The organism is Sedimentibacter acidaminivorans, assembly GCF_017873955.1.
GTDB classification, from domain to species: Bacteria; Bacillota; Clostridia; order Tissierellales; family Sedimentibacteraceae; genus Sedimentibacter; species Sedimentibacter acidaminivorans.
In genome coordinates, this window is record NZ_JAGGKS010000005.1 from 111,263 (window position 1) to 129,213 (window position 17,951).

At 29.6% G+C, this 17,951-nt stretch carries 17 protein-coding genes; 10 read left to right on the forward strand and 7 right to left on the reverse strand.

Going from position 1 to position 17,951, the window contains the following annotated elements; all coding sequences use genetic code 11:
- The 8 genes from J2Z76_RS09395 (at nucleotide 1) to J2Z76_RS09430 (ending at nucleotide 9,328) form a co-directional block, all read left to right on the forward strand.
- Entirely contained in the window at nucleotides 1-876 is an 876-nt protein-coding gene (locus J2Z76_RS09395) for an ATP-binding protein (RefSeq protein ID WP_209511791.1), read from the forward strand.
- Nucleotides 854-1,720: an ATP-binding protein gene (locus J2Z76_RS09400; RefSeq protein WP_209511792.1), complete on the forward strand. Its 867-nt coding sequence runs from the start codon at nucleotides 854-856 to the stop codon at nucleotides 1,718-1,720. Before J2Z76_RS09395 ends, J2Z76_RS09400 begins: the two co-directional genes overlap by 23 nt.
- A gap of 18 nt (nucleotides 1,721-1,738) precedes the next feature.
- Nucleotides 1,739-2,959, forward strand: coding sequence for an iron-sulfur cluster carrier protein MrpORP (locus J2Z76_RS09405; protein WP_209511793.1), 1,221 nt, complete (start codon nucleotides 1,739-1,741; stop codon nucleotides 2,957-2,959).
- A gap of 199 nt (nucleotides 2,960-3,158) precedes the next feature.
- Nucleotides 3,159-4,553, forward strand: coding sequence for a sigma-54 interaction domain-containing protein (locus tag J2Z76_RS09410; protein WP_209511794.1), 1,395 nt, complete (start codon nucleotides 3,159-3,161; stop codon nucleotides 4,551-4,553).
- Nucleotides 4,554-4,815: 262 nt separating this feature from the next.
- A complete protein-coding gene (locus J2Z76_RS09415) occupies nucleotides 4,816-5,979 on the forward strand; it encodes an alanine dehydrogenase (RefSeq protein WP_209511795.1) in 1,164 nt (387 codons plus the stop codon).
- A gap of 84 nt (nucleotides 5,980-6,063) precedes the next feature.
- Nucleotides 6,064-7,470, forward strand: coding sequence for a Na+/H+ antiporter NhaC family protein (locus tag J2Z76_RS09420; RefSeq protein WP_209511796.1), 1,407 nt, complete (start codon nucleotides 6,064-6,066; stop codon nucleotides 7,468-7,470).
- A 234-nt stretch (nucleotides 7,471-7,704) separates the two neighbouring features.
- Nucleotides 7,705-8,010: a hypothetical protein gene (locus J2Z76_RS09425; RefSeq protein WP_209511797.1), complete on the forward strand. Its 306-nt coding sequence runs from the start codon at nucleotides 7,705-7,707 to the stop codon at nucleotides 8,008-8,010.
- 67 nt (nucleotides 8,011-8,077) lie between these two features.
- Nucleotides 8,078-9,328: a [Fe-Fe] hydrogenase large subunit C-terminal domain-containing protein gene (locus tag J2Z76_RS09430; RefSeq protein WP_209511798.1), complete on the forward strand. Its 1,251-nt coding sequence runs from the start codon at nucleotides 8,078-8,080 to the stop codon at nucleotides 9,326-9,328.
- A 43-nt stretch (nucleotides 9,329-9,371) separates the two neighbouring features.
- Here the strand turns inward: J2Z76_RS09430 and trxA are convergent, their stop codons facing one another.
- The 4 genes from trxA to J2Z76_RS09450 all read right to left on the reverse strand — a co-directional run bounded on the left by trxA (nucleotide 9,372) and on the right by J2Z76_RS09450 (nucleotide 12,675).
- Entirely contained in the window at nucleotides 9,372-9,680 is a 309-nt protein-coding gene (gene trxA, locus J2Z76_RS09435) for a thioredoxin (RefSeq protein ID WP_209511799.1), read from the reverse strand.
- Between the two features lie 150 nt (nucleotides 9,681-9,830).
- Nucleotides 9,831-10,463, reverse strand: a complete 633-nt coding sequence (locus tag J2Z76_RS09440; protein WP_209511800.1) for a flavodoxin family protein — start codon at nucleotides 10,461-10,463, stop codon at nucleotides 9,831-9,833.
- Nucleotides 10,464-10,529: 66 nt separating this feature from the next.
- Complete coding sequence (locus tag J2Z76_RS09445; protein ID WP_209511801.1) at nucleotides 10,530-11,990, reverse strand: sensor histidine kinase; 1,461 nt, start codon at nucleotides 11,988-11,990, stop codon at nucleotides 10,530-10,532.
- Entirely contained in the window at nucleotides 11,980-12,675 is a 696-nt protein-coding gene (locus J2Z76_RS09450) for a response regulator transcription factor (RefSeq protein WP_209511802.1), read from the reverse strand. Before J2Z76_RS09450 ends, J2Z76_RS09445 begins: the two co-directional genes overlap by 11 nt.
- Before the next feature lie 289 nt (nucleotides 12,676-12,964).
- On the opposite strand from J2Z76_RS09450, the gene J2Z76_RS09455 reads away from it, so the two are divergent.
- Together J2Z76_RS09455 and J2Z76_RS09460 are read left to right on the forward strand one after the other, a co-directional pair.
- Nucleotides 12,965-14,422: a sensor histidine kinase gene (locus tag J2Z76_RS09455; RefSeq protein WP_245210396.1), complete on the forward strand. Its 1,458-nt coding sequence runs from the start codon at nucleotides 12,965-12,967 to the stop codon at nucleotides 14,420-14,422.
- 1 nt (nucleotide 14,423) lies between these two features.
- Nucleotides 14,424-15,119, forward strand: a complete 696-nt coding sequence (locus J2Z76_RS09460; RefSeq protein ID WP_209511803.1) for a response regulator — start codon at nucleotides 14,424-14,426, stop codon at nucleotides 15,117-15,119.
- 105 nt (nucleotides 15,120-15,224) lie between these two features.
- Here J2Z76_RS09460 and J2Z76_RS09465 read toward each other — a convergent pair whose 3' ends face one another.
- Genes J2Z76_RS09465 through J2Z76_RS09475 form a run of 3 tightly spaced genes read right to left on the reverse strand, consistent with a single transcriptional unit; the run spans nucleotide 15,225 to nucleotide 17,734 of the window.
- A complete protein-coding gene (locus J2Z76_RS09465) occupies nucleotides 15,225-15,875 on the reverse strand; it encodes a potassium channel family protein (RefSeq protein ID WP_209511804.1) in 651 nt (216 codons plus the stop codon).
- 28 nt (nucleotides 15,876-15,903) lie between these two features.
- Nucleotides 15,904-17,247, reverse strand: coding sequence for a TrkH family potassium uptake protein (locus tag J2Z76_RS09470; RefSeq protein WP_209511805.1), 1,344 nt, complete (start codon nucleotides 17,245-17,247; stop codon nucleotides 15,904-15,906).
- The gene (locus tag J2Z76_RS09475) at nucleotides 17,225-17,734 is read right to left on the reverse strand and encodes a hypothetical protein (RefSeq protein WP_209511806.1); all 510 of its coding nucleotides are present in this window, start codon (nucleotides 17,732-17,734) and stop codon (nucleotides 17,225-17,227) included. Before J2Z76_RS09475 ends, J2Z76_RS09470 begins: the two co-directional genes overlap by 23 nt.
- Nucleotides 17,735-17,951: the final 217 nt, after the last annotated feature.

A 17,951-nucleotide genomic window follows, 5' to 3' on the forward strand; every position in this document is an offset into this window, starting at 1 on the left:
ATGAAGATAGCTGTGCTTAGTGGTAAGGGTGGCACAGGCAAAACACTTGTTTCGGTAAATTTGGCTTCTTCAGCTAAAAAATCAACTTATATTGATTGTGATGTTGAAGAGCCAAATGGACACTTATTTTTTAAGCCTAAACATATAAAAACAGAAGATATTAATATTAAAATTCCATTAGTAGATTACAATCTTTGCAATGGTTGTAGGAAATGTGTTGAATTTTGCAAGTTTAATGCGTTAGCATACATTAAAAATAAAGTTATGGTATTTGATGATGTTTGTCATTCTTGTGGTGGATGTATGCTGTTTTGTCCTACAAATGCAATATCTGAAAAAGATAAAAAAATTGGAGAAGTTCAAAAAGGTATTTCTGATAATGTTACAGTAGTAACTGGAATGTTAAATACTGGTGAAGCATCAGGTGTTCCAATTATTAAAAAGTTATTGAGTTATAATATTGAGGATAATGAAAATACTGTAGGAGATAAACTAACTTTTATTGATTGTCCACCTGGTAGTGCTTGTGTAGTTATGGAAAGTATTAAAGATGCAGATTACTGCGTATTAGTTGCAGAACCAACAGTTTTTGGTGTTCATAATTTAGAGATGGTTTATGAACTTGTTAGATTGTTTAATAAACCATATGGCGTAGTATTGAATAAGTGTATGGATGGAGAAAATCCTGCTGAGAGGTTTTGTTTGGATAGAAATATAAAGGTTTTAGGAAAAATTCCATTTGAAAGTGAACTTGGAACATTAAATTCTAATGCTCTTATTTCTATTAGAGAAAATAAGAGGTATAAAGATATGTTTTCTAAAATACTTCAAAAAGTAACTGAGGAGGTGCGAAATGAAACAATTGTTAATCCTTAGTGGCAAAGGTGGAACTGGTAAAACAACTGTAGCAAGTGCTTTTATAAAGCTTTCTAACGCTAGGGCTTATGCAGATTGTGATGTTGATGCTCCCAATCTTCATCTTGTTATGAAACAACAATTTCAGCCTAGAACGAAAGATTACTATGGTATGCCAAAGGCTAAAATAAATACAGATATTTGTATAAGTTGTGATATGTGTAGAAAAAACTGTAGGTTTGATGCAATTAAAGTTAATAAAAGGAATAATGAATATCATGTTGATAATTTTGCATGCGAGGGTTGTGGTGTGTGTGAAGAAATTTGCCCGGCTGAAGCAATATCCCTTGAAACTGTTGTATCTGGAGAATTAATGTTATATAATGATGATATTGTATTTTCAACTGCAAAATTAAAAATGGGAAGTGGAACATCAGGAATGCTTGTTACTGAGGTTAAAAGTCAACTTAAAGATGTAGTTAAAAATACAGAATTAACTATAATTGATGGTTCACCGGGAATAGGATGTCCAGTTATAGCTTCTATTAGTGGTGTTGATTTAGTTTTAATAGTTTCAGAGCCATCTATTTCAGGCATAAGCGATATGGAAAGAATAATAGAAACTTCTAATAAATTTCAAACTAAAACAGCAGTTTGTATTAATAAATACAATACAAATATCGAAAATTCGGAAAAGATTATACGGTATTGCCAAAAAAATCAAATTCCTTTTGTAGGTAAAATACCTTATGATTCCAATGCTATAAAAGCAATAAACAATGGAAAAAGTATTATTGATATCGATTGTGATGCAGGTGATGCTACAAAAGATGTTTTTAATAAAATTATGAAAATTTTAAATTAACTTAATGAGGAGACAAAAATGAGCGAAAATTGTAATCAAAATTGTGGTTCATGCAGTGAAGACTGTGATGAAAGAAAAGAAGTGGATTTTAGAGAAAAGCCAAATGAGCATAGTAGTATTAAAAAGGTTATTGGGATTGTAAGTGGAAAAGGCGGAGTAGGTAAATCACTAGTAACATCAATGTTAGCTATTGCTATGAATAGAAAAGGATACAATACTGCAATCCTTGATGCTGATATAACAGGACCATCTATACCAAAAGCTTTTGGTATAAGCAGAAAAGCATCAGGTAGTGAAAGAGGAGTTATTCCAGTTAAAAGTAAAACAGGAATAGACATTATGTCAATTAATTTGCTTTTAGAAAATGATACTGATCCAGTTGTATGGAGAGGTCCTATTATTGCAAATACAGTTAAACAGTTCTGGACAGATGTAGTATGGGATAATATAGACTATATGTTTATTGATATGCCTCCTGGAACTGGGGACGTACCTCTTACCGTTTTTCAATCTATTCCTATTGATGGTATAGTTATAGTAACTTCACCACAAGAACTTGTTTCAATGATAGTTTCTAAAGCTGTGAGAATGGCAGAAATGATGAATGTTCCAATATTAGGTATAGTTGAAAACATGTCATATTTTAAATGTCCTGATTGTGATAAGGAATATAAAATTTTTGGTGAAAGTCATATTGAAGAAATTGCAGATAAGCATGGAATTAAAGTAATTTCTAAATTCCCTATAGACCCTAAAATTGCGTTGTCAGTTGATAAAGGAATGATAGAACTTTATACCAACGATTGGTTAGATAATATGTCGGATTCTCTTGAGAAATTAAATGATTCTGAAAATATAGAAAATGTTGGAGGAGATAAAATGAAAATAGCTGTAGCAAGTGAAAATAAAATGGTAACTGAACATTTTGGCCATTGTGAAGGATTTATGATTTTTGATACTGAGAATAGTAAAATAGTAAAAAGTGAACTTATACCAAATCCTGGACATAAACCTGGTTTTTTACCTAACTTTTTACATGATAAAGGAGTAAATGTAATAATATCAGGAGGAATGGGTGGCGGTGCCATAGAAATATTCAATGAAAAAAACATAGAAGTTATAACTGGTGCAAAAGGAAATGCTGAAGATGTTGTAATTAGCTATTTAAAAGGTGAATTAAAATCAACAGGTTCTGTTTGCCACGAACATCAACATAGCGACGAGTGCGGAGACCATTAATAGTATTTAATTATAAGATAGATAAAAATAGTTTGTAATAAAAAACATCTGATTTCTAAAGAATGAATGATGTTTTTTGTTTTAGCAAAGGAATTATTATAAATTTTTAGTATATATAAAAACTTATAATGGTTGTATATTATTAAATGATTTGGTATTATGTATTATAGATATATTTCATGATATTTGAGGTGAAGAAATGGAGTTAAACAAGAATCTATTTAATGGCAAGGGGTATATTGACGGTATTACAATAATTGATATAAAAGGTGAAATTCTCTTTACTGCTAAATTTAATAATAAGTTAAATTCAGAAAATAATGAAAACTATGAAGTAGTAGGTAAAAATTTCTTAGATGTTTATGAGAACTTAAATAATGAAAATAGTTCTACTTATAAATCTATGCAACTTGGTGTGCCATTGTATATTGAAAATCAAATACTCAAGTCTAAAGGAAAAAAAGAAATTAAAATTACCTCTTTGTCTGTACCAATTAAATCAGGAAATAAAATTGTAGGTGCAATTGATTTATCAGTTAGTGAGAATGATGATAAAAACAGTGAAGATAATATAGAAATAGATAGCGAAATTTTTGAAAAAAATAATATGAATAAATTAAACTCCGTTGGTAATCAAGCTAAATATGTTGCAGAAAGCATAATAACAAATAATGCTAGAATGCTTGAATTAAAAAATCATATAAATGTTGTTGCTGATTGTGACTTGCCAACTATGATATATGGTGAAACTGGTACTGGAAAAGAACTTTTCGCACAATCAATACATAATGCAAGTAAAAGAAAAGAAAAACCTTTTATATCTCAAAATTGTGCAGCAATACCAGATACATTACTTGAAAGTATTTTGTTCGGAACATCAAAGGGTGCATTTACAGGAGCTGTTGATAATAAGGGATTGTTAGAGCTTGCTGATGGAGGAACCTTATTTTTAGATGAAATAAACTCCATGCCTTTGCATTTGCAATCAAAATTATTAAGAGTATTGCAAGATGGTACATTTAGAAGTATAGGTGCTAAAGAATCGAAAAGTGTTGATATTAAAGTTATTGCAGCTTTAAATGAAGAACCTTTAAAAGCAATAGAAAGAGGTTATTTAAGGAGAGATATTTATTATAGACTTAGTGTTTTAAATATTAATATACCTCCATTAAGAGACCGAAAAGATGACATACCACTACTTGTGAGCTTTAATGTAGCAAAATATAACAAAGTATTTAATAAAAATATTAAATATGTTTCTAATAAGCTATATGATAAGTTAAGAGATTATGATTGGCCAGGTAATATACGGGAGTTAGAAAATGTAATAATACATGGATTAAGCGTTGTTGATAAAACAAAAGAAAAACTAGAATTTAGAGATATAGAGGATAAGTACAATGAATTAATACAATTTAATGAGGATGTTGAGTTGAAAATTGAGCCATTGACAGAAATGGTTAATAATTACGAGAGATGTATAATAGAAAAAACATTAAAACATGTAGAATATAATGTGACTAAAGCTTCAAAACTTCTAAATATTCCAAGACAAACATTGCAAAGGAAAGCCAAACAATATAATTTAATATAAAAATTAGTGGTACTATATGAAAATAATAGTATCACTTTTGCGTTAAGGTGGGTTATTTTTATTAATAACATTAGATTATAGTTCATATATGAGCAGTTGTATGACCATAAATGAGCGATTTGTTTATATATAAAAAATTATTTTTTGTTAATTATAAAATAAACGTTGAAAATACTAGCATTTTTTATAATTAATGCTTAAGCAATTCTTGGCACTAAAATTGCTTATATAATAAGCATATATATTATTAGGAGGCAATAAATTGATTTTTGGAGTATTAAAAGACATTAAAAATGGTGAGTATAGGGTTATAGCGACTCCGTCAGAAGTATCAACAATTATTGGAGATGGTCATACAGTACTTGTTCAAAAAGATGCAGGTAAAAATGCAGGATTTAGTGACGAGGATTATAAAAAAGAAGGCGCTGAAATTGTAGGTACTATGGAAGAAATTTATCAAAGATGTGATTTAGTTGCTAAAGTAAAAGAAATTGAATCAAGTGAGTATAATTTATTAAGAGATAAACAAATAATATTTACATGTATTCATCCAGCTGCACATAGAGAAGAAGTAGACGCATTGTTAGAAAAAAAAGTAATTTCATTTACTGCTGAGGATTCCCATAGATATGGTTCGCCTAATTGCGAAGCAGCTGGTAAACAAGGTGCTTTAATGGGTTTAGAATCTCTATTATCAATAAATGGAGGGAGCGGTAAATTTGTTAGTGGACTTGCTGGAGCACCAGGAATAAAAGTTTTAATATTGGGTGCAGGTATAGTAGGTAGGAGTTCATTGCAGGTTCTTCAATCACTAGGTGCATGGGTTACGGTAATGGATGTAAATATAGCAGCTTTAAGAGAAGTGGGAAAGATTTACAATGAGCATGTTAATACTCAAATATCAACAAAATACAATATCAAAAAAATGCTGCCTGAAGTAGATTTGGTAATTAATTGCGTAAAATGGCCTAAAGGTAGTAAAGAGTTTTTAATTGATAGAGAAATGGTTAAATCTATGCCAAAAGGATCAGTAATAGTAGATATAAGTAATGATTTTGGCGTTATAGAAACATTCCGTGAGACTACACATGAAAATCCAAGATATATTGAAGAAGGAGTAGTTCATTATTGTGTTGGGAATATTCCAGGAGCGATATCTAATTCAACTTCAGTTGCATATGCAGCTTCGGTTTTACCTCATTTTAGAAACATATTAAATCTTGGTGTAAAGGAAGCTTGTATTAAGGATGGCTTTTTAAGAAGAAGTCTAACTACGTATAATGGATATTTGACACATGAAGAAACTAGTGGATTACAAAATAGACCGTGGATTAGACCAGAAGATATATTAGAAATAGCCGACAAAAAATTAGATTATGCACCAACAGCAACAGTAACAAGGTCAAATAACTTCTTGAAAATTTAATAATTTAAATAAATTTTAAATTTCGTAGCCTCATAAATATATTTATATATGAGGCTACATGATAAAAAATATTAGGAGGACAAAATGGAAGTAATGGATTTAGGAATTTTATCGTTAGTACCTGCTGTGATAGCGATTGTACTATCATTTGTAACAAGGAACACAGTAGTGTCTTTGGCATTAGCATGTTTGACAGGAACACTTATTGCAGGACAAGGATTATTAGGATTTCCAACATTGTTAAAAACAAGTTTAGGTTCAACAAGTTTTGCTTGGGTAATGCTTTTAAACACATTTATCGGTATAATAGTAGCGTTTTTTCAAAAAACTGGAGCAATACAAGGATTTTCTCAATATATACAAGACAAGAAACTAAGTAGAAAAGCTGTTCAGTTAGTTGCATGGTTTTTAGGAATGTTTGTATATTTTAGTGATTCTTTTAGTCCTTTATTCGTTGGAACAACTATGAGAAGTATATCTGATAAGGCAAAGGTTTCTAGAGAAAAATTATCATATATAGCAGACTCAGGAGCTGCTCCTGTAAGTGTTTTAGTTCCTATAACTGGATGGGCTGCATATCTTAGCAGTTTAGCTATTGGTGTAGGAGTAATTGCAACACAAGAAGATGCAATGAATTTATTTATAAAAGCAATTCCTTTTAACTTTTATGCTGTATTTACAATTATTTTTGTTGGCTTGATTGCTGGTGGAGTAATAAAAGACTTTGGTCCTATGAAAAAGGCAGAAGAAAGAGCTATAAAAGAAGGAAAAGTATTGAGAGATGGAGCAGAACCATTAATAGGTAAAGAATTAACTGAAATGGAACCATATCCAGGAATAAAACCAAGAGTATTTTTAAATTTCTTATTACCAGTAATGATGATAGTTGTTATAGCAATGGGAACTTATTTAACAATTAAATCTGCAAAAACAATGGAAGCTTTCTTATTTGTTCTTATATTTATGGGAATAAGCATGTTTGTACAAGGAATTCCATTTAAAGTAATTATGAATACACTTACAGACGGAGTTAAAGGTGCAGTGCCAGCTATAATAATATTAGCATTAGCATATTCAATTAACTCATTAAGTAAAACAATGGGAACAGCAAATTATATAATTTCAGTAAGCGAAGGATTATTAACTCCACAATTACTTCCAGCTATCATATTTATAATTTCTGCAATAATGGCATTCTCTACTGGTTCATCATGGGGTACTTTTGCAATCTGTATGCCTATAGCACTTCCATTAGCATTTAACCTTACTGGTGGAGATGTAACAACATTGGTAGTAGCATCATTTGCAGCTGTTGCAGGTGGAGGAGTATTTGGTGACCATTGTTCACCATTATCAGATACAACTATATTAGCATCAACAGGTGCTGCAGCTGACCATATTGACCACGTTAAAACTCAGATTCCATACGCTTTAATATGCGGAGGAGTTGCATTGGTAGGATATTTAGTATTAGGATTTATGAGTATATAATAATTGTTAAATTTAATATGAATATATTAGTTTAAAATATAAGGCTGGGAAAATCCCAGTCTTATATTTTTTTTAGCTTCAAGGTTATAATAATAAAAATAATTATTTATGTATAAGTTAAATTATAATAAATTTGTTTTTATATACCAGTATTAATTATCATTATTTACGTACTTTATAAAAGAAACTTAATATATTTTTAAATATAAAAACAGGTAAATTATGGAGGAACTTATGAAAGAATTATATTTGGCAACTGAAAATGGAAATGTTAAAATTAACCAAGATCAAATTGAAAAATACAATTTAAAAGAAGGTGGGGTTTCACCTTATACAAAATATCGTATAGTTGATGAAGAAGGAAATTTTAAGCATCAAATAAGTGAAGATAAAAAAACAAAGACAGAAATGCCCGAAGGTGAAGGCTTAGAGGATGATGAAATTATAGAATTTCCAGATGGACAAATATTGTCTCAGTCAGAAATTATTGATTTTTCTGAAGGAACAGATTCATCTGTAGAGGGTAATAAAGATGATTAACAAAATATTTTTATATTATATCATTAAGTTTAGTTAGCAAAATTATTCTACTAAGGAGTTAAAATACATGAAATCTTTTTATTCGCTATATGATCATCTTTTAAATGCTGCTATAAATAAAAAAATAGATGACGAGCTTAAAAAATTAACAAAATTTGATCCGCATCATTTAGATTGCCTTTTAAATCCAAACATGCATCCCACTGTAATTAGATTGGGTGACTGTGATTGTGATGAAGAGCAAAAGGAAAAATGCCAAAATATATGTGACTTTGGTGCAGTAACTAAAGATAGTAGTGGAAATTTTGTTGTGTTAGATGATCAATGTGTAGGGTGCTCAAAATGTATCGCAAACTGTATAAAACATAATCTCAGTGATAGGAAAGACTTATTACCAGTCTTTGATCTTTTAAATAATAGTGATAAATCAGTATATGCTATGATAGCACCTGCATTTTCGAGTCAATTTAGTGAAAATGTAACTCCAGGAAAACTCCGAAGTGCATTTAAAGAATTAGGTTTCACTGGCATGATTGAAGTAGCACTTTTTGCAGACATACTTACATTAAAAGAAGCTCTTGAATTTGATAAGGCCATAAAAACTGATAGTGATTACTTATTGACAAGTTGTTGTTGTCCTATGTGGATTGGAATGATAAAGAAAGTTTATAATGATTTAATTCCTCATATGCCACCATCAGTATCTCCTATGGTAGCATGTGGACGTTCAATAAAAAAATTATATCCAGATGCAAAAACAGTTTTTATTGGTCCTTGTGTTGCAAAGAAAGCGGAATCGAGAGAAAAGGATATTGCTGATGCTGTAGATTTTGTTTTAACATTTCAAGAGGTAAGTGATATTTTTAAGATTGCAAATATTAAACCAGAAAATCTCAAAGAAGATTTAAGGGACCATTCCTCAAAAGCGGGAAGAATTTATGCTAGAACTGGTGGTGTTAGTGAGGCTATTCAAAACACCTTAGATTATTTACGACCCAATAGAACAATTCCATTAAAGTCAAAGCAGGCAAATGGTGTTCCAATGTGCCGAGAGCTTTTAAATGAAATAAAAGAAGGAAAAATAACTGAAAACTTTCTTGAAGGAATGGGATGTGTAGGTGGATGTGTAGGAGGACCTAAAATAATAATTGATAAAGATCAAGGTACAAACTATGTTAATAAATATGGGGAAGAAGCAGTATATAATACACCAGTAGATAATCCATATGTAATGGAACTTCTTAAAAAATTGGGATATGATACTATTGAATCCCTTTTAGAAAATGATAATATGTTTATTCGTAATATGACAAAATAAAAGAGTAGTAGAGGTTAACACTCTACTACCTGTATAATATTTATTAAGCAAGCATTTTTAGTATAGCTGATTTTGGTCTAGCACCTACTATACTATTTACAACTTTACCATTTTTCATTACAGCTAATGTAGGTATGCTCATTACATTAAATGCTGCAGCTAGTTCTGGTTGCTCATCTATATTTACTTTACCAACTTTTGCATCTGTAACTTCACTTGCTATTTCTTCAACTATAGGCGATACCATTTTACAAGGCGTGCACCATGCTGCCCAAAAGTCAAGTAAAACTGGTTTATCAGAATTTATAACCTCTTTCTCAAAATTTTCCTTAGTTATTTTTAATGTACTCATAATTTATATCTCCTTTTCTTAATTATCATATTATGTATTCATTATATCAAAAAAAAAAGAGGTATCAGTGATTAAATCACATATATGGTGCGCTTTAGTTTTATGAATAAAACACAGCATTAAATTTAAAATTTAATGCTGTGTTTTTATTTATCTAATGAAATTTGTATAAACTCTTTTTTCTAGTACAGGCTTTTCTATTTTATCTTCGCCACACTCAATTAAATTCATAATCCATGCCATGTTTTTACCAAGTACTTTCATTATTTGAATGCCCTCTTCATCCTGCATCACCTCTCCAGGTTTTGCACCATGAATAACGTTCCAATAATTAGAATTAGGCATAATCATTTCAGCATAATTTATATAATTGTTTAATTGATTAAAAGCTGGTAATCCACCTGAACGTCTAACCGCTACAACTGATGCACAAACTTTGTGCCTATACATGTATTTGTTTGCGCTTCCTACATACATAGCTCTATCTAAGAATGCTTTCATAGTTGCAGTTATAGATGAAAAATGAACTGCAGAACCAAATATTACTCCATCTGCTTGTTTCATTTTTTGAATCCAATCATTTACTTCATCATCGATTATACATCTTTCATTACGAGTTTTAGAGCAACTGTTACATGCGGTACAACCTCGTATAATTTTATTTCCTACATGTACTATCTCTACTTCAATTCCTTGATTTTCTAGTTCGTCAGCTACAAATTTTATAGCGTGATACGTATTTCCCTCTTTTTTCGGACTTCCATTAAATGCAACAACTTTCATTTCTATACCTCACTTTTTTAGCTTTATATTTATTATACTTAAAGTTTTTTAAAATTGCAAGGTAAGTTATTTGTTAGGAAATTCAAGCTTAAATACAGTTCCTTTATTCTGAATACTATTAACTGAAATATTGATATTATGTCTATCTGCAATTTGTTTTGCAATAGCTAATCCAAGTCCAGTTCCATCTTTGTTATCCTCAGATTTCAATTTATAGAATCTATCAAATATAAATGGTAAATCATCATTAGATATTCCTATACCATTATCTTTAATTTTAATTATATTATCATTTATATCTATCATAACTATTTCATTAATACTTGAAAATTTTATTGCATTATCAACTAGTATCATAATCATTTGACGGAGTCTTCCATAGTCACCTAAAAACAATAATACTTCGCTATCTTTTTTATACTTTATATCTATATTTTTCAACTTAGCTATATTTCTAGCACTACGAACTACATCACTCACAACATCACACATGTTAATTTCCTGCATTTCAATTTTAAAATCTACATTTTGCAATCTAGATAAATCGAGCAAATCATTTACAAGCCTTTCTAGAAATTTGCTTTCATTAAGCATTTGTTGATGATATTCTTTAATTTGTTTTGGTTCTATAACAACTTCATCACATAAGGCTTCTAGAGAACCTCTAATTACTGTAACTGGTGTCCTCAACTCGTGTGATATATTAGAAACGAAATCACGACGTAATTTTTGAAGCTTTTCACTTTCTTGACTTGCTGTATTTAATCTGCAACTTAATACATCCATTGTAGAAGCTAAATCACCAATTTCATCCCTTTGTACTACACCAGTTTTTGCTGTATAGTCTCCTTTAGAAAGTTCCATAGCTGTGTTTTTAATTTTCTTCAATGGAAGAGTAAATGATACAGCAAATACTATAGATAAAATAGTTGATAATATAAGTGCAAATATGATACTTATACCTAAAATTTTAAAACCTTGGTTAATTGCACTGTTCATTCCTTCAACAGGTGTGTGTAACAATAATGCTCCTATAACGTTTCTATTTGATTTTATAGGAGTTCCGACGGTTAGCGTTGGTATGTTTAATAGGTTACTGAATCCCTCGCTAAAAGTTGTATTGCCTTCAAAAACCTTATCAACTACAGATTCCGCATCTTTAGGCAAATCAGTATAGTTATACTGCTTATTTGTCATATGACCAATTGTTATAAGATTTAAATTTTCATCAACTATCCATACATCTGCCATGGCAATAGTATCTAATGAATGAATATATGAGCCGTACCCATTTTGCATTCCACCCATCATCATTCCACCTTTATTATTAGCACCTTTTTTAGAAACATCCATGAAATCATTGAGAGTGCTAGCAATAGAAATTGCACGTTTTTCTAAATCTGATTTATAAATGTTGAGTGTGTGATTTTTAAATAATGTCATAAAGATACTACCAATAATAATAGAAAAAAGAATGAGTGTGGCTGAAAAATACATAATTAATTTAATTGCAATTTTATTTTTCATTAATATTTACCTCAAACTTATACCCTACACCCCAAATTGTTTTAATTTCCCAATTAGGATGATCAAATTCATCTAACTTAGAGCGAAGTCTTTTTATATGAGAATCAACTGTTCTGGTATCACCAAAATAATCGTAACCCCATAAACTGTTTAACAAGCTATCACGTGAGAAAACTTTATTTTTATTTGTAGATAGTGTCCATAAAAGTTCAATTTCTTTTTTTGTAAGAGAAATACTTTTGTTATTAATCATAACTAAATAGTCATCTATATTAATTTTTAAATTATCATATAAAAATAAATTTTGTTTTTCTTCTTCTATATGAGTTATTCTTCGCAAAACAGCTCTTACTCTTGCCATAACTTCTGCGGGCGAGAATGGTTTCAATATATAATCATCAGCACCGATATCAAGACCCATGATTTTTTCAAAGTCCTCACCCCTTGCTGTTATCATAATGATTGGTACATTTGAAGTTTTTCTAATTTTTCTACATACCTCAAAACCATCCACTAATGGCATCATAACATCAAGTAATATAACATCTGGATGAAATTTTTCAAAAATATCCAGTGCCTCACGACCATCTAGAGCTATTTTAGTAGTAAATCCTTCCTTTTTAGCATATTCCTCTAAAATAGATGTAATTTGTTTATTATCATCTGCAATTAGCATAACTGGCATAGTAACACCTCTTTAATTTAATAATTAATTGTATTTATTATATCATAAAGCAAGCCAGATAACGGCTTGCATCACAACGATTCAATAAATACATCAAGACAAAGACTTATGTCTTTGTTTCATTAGTTGTATTTATTATATCATAAAGAAAAAAATAATTGTGACAAAACTATGTTTTTATTTGAAGTTAGGTTGTAGAAAATTCTAATTGTAAAATCATGGTGTAGTGGTATAATATTATTGTTAGAATTAGTTAATAAAGAATTATTAAAAAAATGCAGGTGATAGTATGAAATATAAAGTAATATATGAAGAACATAAGAACTTCATGATAAAACATTTAAATTACTCTATAAGGTTAATTTTAATTTGTTCCATTTCTACAATACTGTCAATTGCTATGAGTAATGCAGGAATCGGCAAAGAAAATGCATTAATGGTATTTTTAGTGGGTGTTTTAACTGTGACATCATTTACTAGGGGATATATTTATGGTGCAGTAGCAGGTGTTTTAAGTGTATTGTTGTTCAATTATTTTTTAACTCAGCCTATTCATACATTAATTATAAGTTATTCTCAAGATTTTATTCTTATTGTATTTTTTCTTATTGCATCGTTAATTTCCAGTACTATGACTTCTAAATTTCAATATCAAACAGAGGTTGCAAAGAATAATGAACGAACTGCACGTCTATTATATGAAATTACTAGAGGTTTTTTGAATGTTACTGGTAAAGAAAATATCATACTTAAGGGTATAAATTTTATAAGTGATTATGTGGGTTATTATTGTTATGTAAAGTTGGATGATGAAGAAAAAATATTTTTCACACCAGGAATAGATGCTGATTATATTGAAACAAATCAAAAAGACTTATATAAAATACCAATAAAAGGCGTTGCTAAAGAAATTGGAACTATGGGTATAATAGATATAAAATTGCCAATGTCATCTGAAAACAATATGATAATTAAGACAATAGTCTATCAGATGGCCCTTGTTTTGGATAGAGAATTTATATATGATGAAAGAGAGAAAATTAAAATTGCTATGGAAAGTGAGAGGTTGAAAAGCACATTGTTAAGAAGTGTTTCACACGATTTGCGAACACCACTTACAGGGATTGTTGGTTCAAGTGAACTTATATTAGACAGCTATGATAATTTAGATTTAAAATCAATAAGGAAATTAGTATCAGATATTAAAGAAGAGTCAATATGGCTGATTAAATCAGTGCAGAATATTTTGGATATGACTAGAATTAGTGAGGGAAAGCTAACTGTTAATAAAAATTATGAAGCTGTTGATGATCTTATTAATCAAGCATTAACACATATGCCACATCTTACATCATCTTGTAGATTCCATGTTTTTGTACCAGATGATATAATTATTGTAATGGTTGACGGTAGGTTAATAGTTCAAGTACTTGTTAATATTTTAGATAATGCATACAAGCATACTAATGAGGAAACTCAAATACAACTTAAAGTATATAAATCGGGTAATAATGTAGTTTTTGAAGTGTCTGATAATGGAGATGGTATTGATCCAACTATTATGGATACGCTTTTTGATGGATTTGTTACATATCATAAGAATATTGTTGATGGTAGCAGGGGTGTTGGTCTAGGACTTGCAATTTGTAAAGCAATTATTACTGCACATAATGGTGTTATATCTGCATCCAATAAGAAAAATGGTGGAGCAATTTTTAAAGTTTTATTGCCAATAGAGGAGATTTAATGTGGATAAAAATATAAAAATACTAATAATAGAAGATGATAATAAAATAGCAAATTTTATGTCTATGGCATTAAAGGCTAAGGGTTATCAACATTTAGTATCTAGAAATGGAAATTCAGGTATTCTAAGTTTTTGTACTGATAATCCGGATATAATTCTATTGGATTTAGGACTGCCTGATATAGATGGTGTTGAAATCATTCGTGAAATAAGAGCGGTTTCGGAAATACCTATTATTATTGTATCCGCTAGAGAACAGGAGAGTGATAAAATTATTGCTCTAGATGCAGGTGCAAATGATTATGTTACAAAACCATTTGCAATGGGTGAACTTTTGGCTCGTATTCGTGTTATGGAGAGGTTTATTGATAGAAAGGATTCGAATTTGCAAGAAAGTGTTTATAAATTTGACTATCTTACAGTGGATAGTGAAAAGTATAAGATATTTATTGATGATACTGAAATTCATTTAACTCCTATAGAATATAAATTATTGTTGTTATTAATTTCAAATCGTGGGAAGGTTGTAACTCACAGTCAAATTTCAAAAGAAGTTTGGGGATATGGCGAAGCAGGTGATTCAAAAAGCATAAGGGTATTTATGGCAAGTTTAAGAAGAAAAATAGAAAAGGATACATCGTGTCCTCGATTTATACTAACTGAAATTGGTGTAGGATATAGATTCGCTGATGAATAAAAATAATTTTTAACATACAGTATTTTTATTTTTAAATTTATTAAAAGAATCCTAAGATAAATGTGTGTATTTTGTTTAGGATTCTTTTTATTAATTTATATAATATTATATTTGATTTGCAAGTCTAATAACATCATTAGATTTACCAAGTACAATAATGATGTCTTTTTCTTTAAAGATATAATCTGCTTTTGGTACAGCCATAATATTATTACCATTTTTAATCGTTAGAATATTGATGTGATATTTTTTTCTAACATCAATCCCTTGTAAACTAGAACCAATCCAGCTTTTCATGATAGGTATTTCAAATATTGAGTATTCTGGAGTGATTTCTATAAAGTCAAATACATTTTCAGCACTGCATCGTATAGCTAATTTTTTAGCCATATCTTTATCAGGGTAAATTACTTCATCAGCTCCATTTCTTAATAAAAATTTAGCTTGAATATCTCTGCTTGCTTTAGAAATTACATATTTAGCTCCTAATTCTTTCAGTAGAGATGTAATTTCTAATGACGATTGAAAATTATCTCCAATTGTAACAAAACAAATATCAAAGTTACTAACTCCGAGAGATCGCAAAACTTCTTCTTTGGTGCAATCACCTATATGTGCATCTGTAACTATAGTTGACATGTCATCAATAATAGTCTCGTTTCGGTCAACTATCATGACATCGTTTTTCAAATCAACCATTTTTTCAGTTAGATGCCTTCCAAATGCACCAATACCTATAATTAAAATAGATTTCATTTTATTCACCATTCCATATCTTTATTTTTTAACCTATTATTATTTTTTCAACAGGTCTACTAAGTGGCACTATTTCTCTTTTTTCAGCTAACACAAGTGCCATTGATAAGCTACCTACTTTGCCACCATACATCAAGAAAATAATAATTAACTTTGAAAGGTTATTTAGATGTGGTGTTATACCAAGTGATAAACCAACTGTTCCTGCTGCTGAAAACACTTCAAACAATACTTCTTTTAAAGAAAAAGTTTGAGTAGCACAAATTACTATTGTTGAAACTAATGCAGTAAACATGTATATAACTGTTATCGAACTAGCCCTTTTAAGTGCATTATCTTCTAATCTTTTTTTAAAAATTGTAAGGTCCGTAATATGCATTGCTGAAGATATAGATGCAATTATTAAAACCACAAGAGTAGTCGTTTTAATACCTCCTGCTGTGGAACCTGGACTACCACCGATAATCATTAATATCATGGTTAAGAAGATTCCGCTTTCCGAAAGATTTGAAATATTAATAGTATTGAATCCTGCAGTTCTAGGAGTCACAGACTGAAATAAACATCCTAGGATTATTTCAGTGATACTTTTCTTATAAAAAATACCATTCATCTCAAGTATATAAAAGAGTAAAGCACCGCATGTAATAAGAATAACTGTAGTTGTCAAAACTATCTTTGTATGCAATTGATATTTTCTAAAGTAAAAACGATTTTTTGCAATGTCATCCCACACTAGGAAACCAATGCCTCCAATAATAATAAGTATCATAATTGTTAAATTTACAATTATATCATTAGAATATCTAGTGAGTGATGTGAATTGTCCATACTTGCCCATAATATCAAATCCAGCGTTACAAAAAGCAGAAACAGAGTGAAATAATGCGTTATATATACCTGCTTTAAGACCCATTTCAGGGCAGAATCTAATTGCAAGTAAAATTGTTCCAATACCTTCAAATATAAGTGTTCCAATGGATATTTTTTTAATAAGCAAAACAATACCGCCAATTCTCATTGTGTTTGCAGATTCCATTAAAAGTCTTCTTTCTCTTAAACCTATTTTACGCCTTAGAAACATTGAAAAAAGTGTAACAATTGTCATAAAACCAAGACCACCAATTTGTATAAGTGATAGTATAACGATTTGTCCAAATATAGACCAATGTGTATATGTGTCATAAATTACTAAACCAGTTACACATGTAGCGGATGCAGCAGTAAAAAAAGAATTTAAAAAAGGAGTTGCTTCGCCACTTCTAGATGCGATTGGAAAACTTAAAAGAATACTTCCAATAAGAATTATAACTAATGTACCTAGGGCTATTATTTGTGTATATGATAATTTAAGTCTCTTGAATATGAACATCAGAAATTCCCCCTGGTCTCATTGAAGATGAAAATAAAATTTTTACAATTTGTGAAGCTTGGATATTATCTCCATATAAATATGGAATATGATTGTCTTCAAAAATCTTTTTGTTATATGGACAGTTACATATCGCAATAAACTCTGTAGAATTCATCATTTTTTTTCCTAGTGAACAAATCATTAAGTTTTCTAGATCAAATTTATCTACTGCAAATATAAACTTGTAAGACTTAAATTCATTTATTTCGTTTGTTTTAGTAATCATAGAATATGAGATGTTATAATTTTCTAGGATTTTTGCTATATCAAAAGAAATTTCATTGTCTCCAAATAGTAAGATATCTTGCGAACTATTTGTGTTTAAAATTGAGTTTTTATCATCAATTATGAAATCTTTTGGATTTAGTAGTACACAGATTTTATCAATAAAGATAAAACCTAAATAGAATATAATAATCATAGAGATGACTATAATAAAATCCATTTATTCTCCACCTCACATTTTTTGTTTAATCTATTTTTATTTTATCACTTATTGTATAAAATTGATGTTAAGAATTGAGATATGTTGCTAAGATTGTGTAAATATTGCATTATAAATCTTAACAGAATCTTTATTTGTAACACATGGAAATAATCGGTAAACACTATAAGGTGTTGCACTTATAACAAGATTATGTTAAAATAATAACTAAGCAATA

Bases quoted from the DNA above. Each gene is read 5' to 3' on its own strand.
- trxA (WP_209511799.1), bottom strand. From the start codon at position 9,680: ATGAGTACATTAAAAATAACTAAGGAAAATTTTGAGAAAGAGGTTATA.
- J2Z76_RS09470 (WP_209511805.1), bottom strand. From the start codon at position 17,247: ATGTTCATATTCAAGAGACTTAAATTATCATATACACAAATAATAGCC.
- J2Z76_RS09400 (WP_209511792.1), top strand. From the start codon at position 854: ATGAAACAATTGTTAATCCTTAGTGGCAAAGGTGGAACTGGTAAAACA.
- J2Z76_RS09430 (WP_209511798.1), top strand. From the start codon at position 8,078: ATGAAATCTTTTTATTCGCTATATGATCATCTTTTAAATGCTGCTATA.
- J2Z76_RS09410 (WP_209511794.1), top strand. From the start codon at position 3,159: ATGGAGTTAAACAAGAATCTATTTAATGGCAAGGGGTATATTGACGGT.
- J2Z76_RS09395 (WP_209511791.1), top strand. From the start codon at position 1: ATGAAGATAGCTGTGCTTAGTGGTAAGGGTGGCACAGGCAAAACACTT.
- J2Z76_RS09465 (WP_209511804.1), bottom strand. From the start codon at position 15,875: ATGAAATCTATTTTAATTATAGGTATTGGTGCATTTGGAAGGCATCTA.
- J2Z76_RS09475 (WP_209511806.1), bottom strand. From the start codon at position 17,734: ATGGATTTTATTATAGTCATCTCTATGATTATTATATTCTATTTAGGT.
- J2Z76_RS09405 (WP_209511793.1), top strand. From the start codon at position 1,739: ATGAGCGAAAATTGTAATCAAAATTGTGGTTCATGCAGTGAAGACTGT.
- J2Z76_RS09455 (WP_245210396.1), top strand. From the start codon at position 12,965: ATGAAATATAAAGTAATATATGAAGAACATAAGAACTTCATGATAAAA.
- J2Z76_RS09425 (WP_209511797.1), top strand. From the start codon at position 7,705: ATGAAAGAATTATATTTGGCAACTGAAAATGGAAATGTTAAAATTAAC.
- J2Z76_RS09420 (WP_209511796.1), top strand. From the start codon at position 6,064: ATGGAAGTAATGGATTTAGGAATTTTATCGTTAGTACCTGCTGTGATA.
- J2Z76_RS09450 (WP_209511802.1), bottom strand. From the start codon at position 12,675: ATGCCAGTTATGCTAATTGCAGATGATAATAAACAAATTACATCTATT.
- J2Z76_RS09445 (WP_209511801.1), bottom strand. From the start codon at position 11,990: ATGAAAAATAAAATTGCAATTAAATTAATTATGTATTTTTCAGCCACA.
- J2Z76_RS09440 (WP_209511800.1), bottom strand. From the start codon at position 10,463: ATGAAAGTTGTTGCATTTAATGGAAGTCCGAAAAAAGAGGGAAATACG.